General features: G+C 69.2%; 1 protein-coding gene. It reads left to right on the forward strand.

What is annotated here, in order from left to right; translation table 11 throughout:
• The first annotated feature begins 163 nt into the window (after positions 1-163).
• Complete coding sequence (locus ACO1BU_RS37305) at positions 164-1,420, forward strand: recombinase zinc ribbon domain-containing protein (protein WP_424140894.1); 1,257 nt, start codon at positions 164-166, stop codon at positions 1,418-1,420.
• Positions 1,421-1,432: the final 12 nt, after the last annotated feature.

Raw genomic sequence — 1,432 nt, forward strand, 5'->3', positions numbered from 1 at the left:
GCTGCTCGAACCGATCGGCCACATCCCTCCCGCCGAGGCGGAAGCGCGCTATTATGCCCAGGCCGAGATGCAAGCCTCGGCCGCTTGACCCAAACCAAATGGCCTCCGGCAAACCCGGGGCGGTTCAGCCAAGGGTCGGGGTGCGGCTCGGAGAGGCTCCGCGCTGCTACAGGGTCTCGTGCATTGCGGCCGTTGCGGACGCCAGATGGGGGTCAGCTACGGCCGCCAGCAGCCACGCTACGAATGCCGGCGGGCCCAGACGCACCATGCTGAGCCCATGTGCCAATCATTCATCGCCGGTGAGATCGATTCCGTGATTGTGGAGGCATTTCTAGAGGCGGTGCGGCCTGCCGGGCTGGAAGCCACCCTCACCGCGCTGCGGAACCTGGAGCAGGAGCGCCAGGCCGTGGGTCGGCAATGGCAACTTCGTGTCGAGCGCGCCCGCTACGAGGCACGCCTGGCGCAACGGCAGTATGACGCGGTGGACCCTGACAATCGTCTGGTCGCCCGCGAACTGGAGCGCCGCTGGGAAGCGGCACTGGCCGGGGCGGAAAGGCTGGAGCAGGACTATGCGCATCAGCTCGCCACCGAGTTGCGGCCGCTGGATGCCGTGGAAACAGAGGAGGTGCGCCGGCTTGCCTCGGACCTCCCGGCCTTGTGGCGGGCGGACACCACGACACCCCTGGACCGCAAGCGCCTGCTCCGCCTCGTGGTCGCAGCCGTCACCGTGACGGTCAGGGCAGGCCGGAACGGGGCGGACTTCCTGGTCCTCTGGAGTGGTGGCGCCCGGACGACACACTGGGTGGACAGCCCTGGGTTCGGGCGGCACTTGTGCACCGATGCGGGCGTGCTGGAAACGATCCGCGACCTGGCCCGCAGGATGCCAGACCACCAGGTGGCGGCCGCGTTGGCCGAGCAGGGCCTGCTCACCCGCCAGGGCAAGCCCTGGACCCGCGGCAGGGTGGCGTCCATGCGGCGCCAGCACGCCATCCCGACGGCCTGTCCCACCCAGACCCGCGGGGTCAATGTCCGGGCGGACGGGTACGTGCCGGCGAAGGTGGCGGCGCGGCACCTTGGCATCACCTTGGGCGCCATTCGCGTCTGGGCTCATCGTGGCGTCCTCGCCTGCGACCAGAGCAGCCAGGCGTCCAAGCTCTGGATCAGGCTCGATCCCGGCGACCTCGAGCGGCTCGGCGGACAGGCCGACACCACCGGGATGGAAAGGGCGCGCGACATCGCCGATCGGAGCGGCAGTTCGACTGCTGCGGTCTGGGAGCGCGTCCGCCGAAAGGAGTTCTCCGCCTACCGGATCCAGAGAGGCCGCAACCAGTGGGATTGGCGGCTCTCTGCCCAGGTGCCGGCCTCGGCCACACCACCCAGCCGCCATTCGTCCTCAGCAGAAAGGACCACAGCACAATGAACACGTCTCGGA

Origin of the sequence: Roseomonas chloroacetimidivorans, from assembly GCF_049629625.1 — a bacterium.
In the GTDB taxonomy this organism is placed as follows: domain Bacteria; phylum Pseudomonadota; class Alphaproteobacteria; order Acetobacterales; family Acetobacteraceae; genus Roseomonas; species Roseomonas chloroacetimidivorans.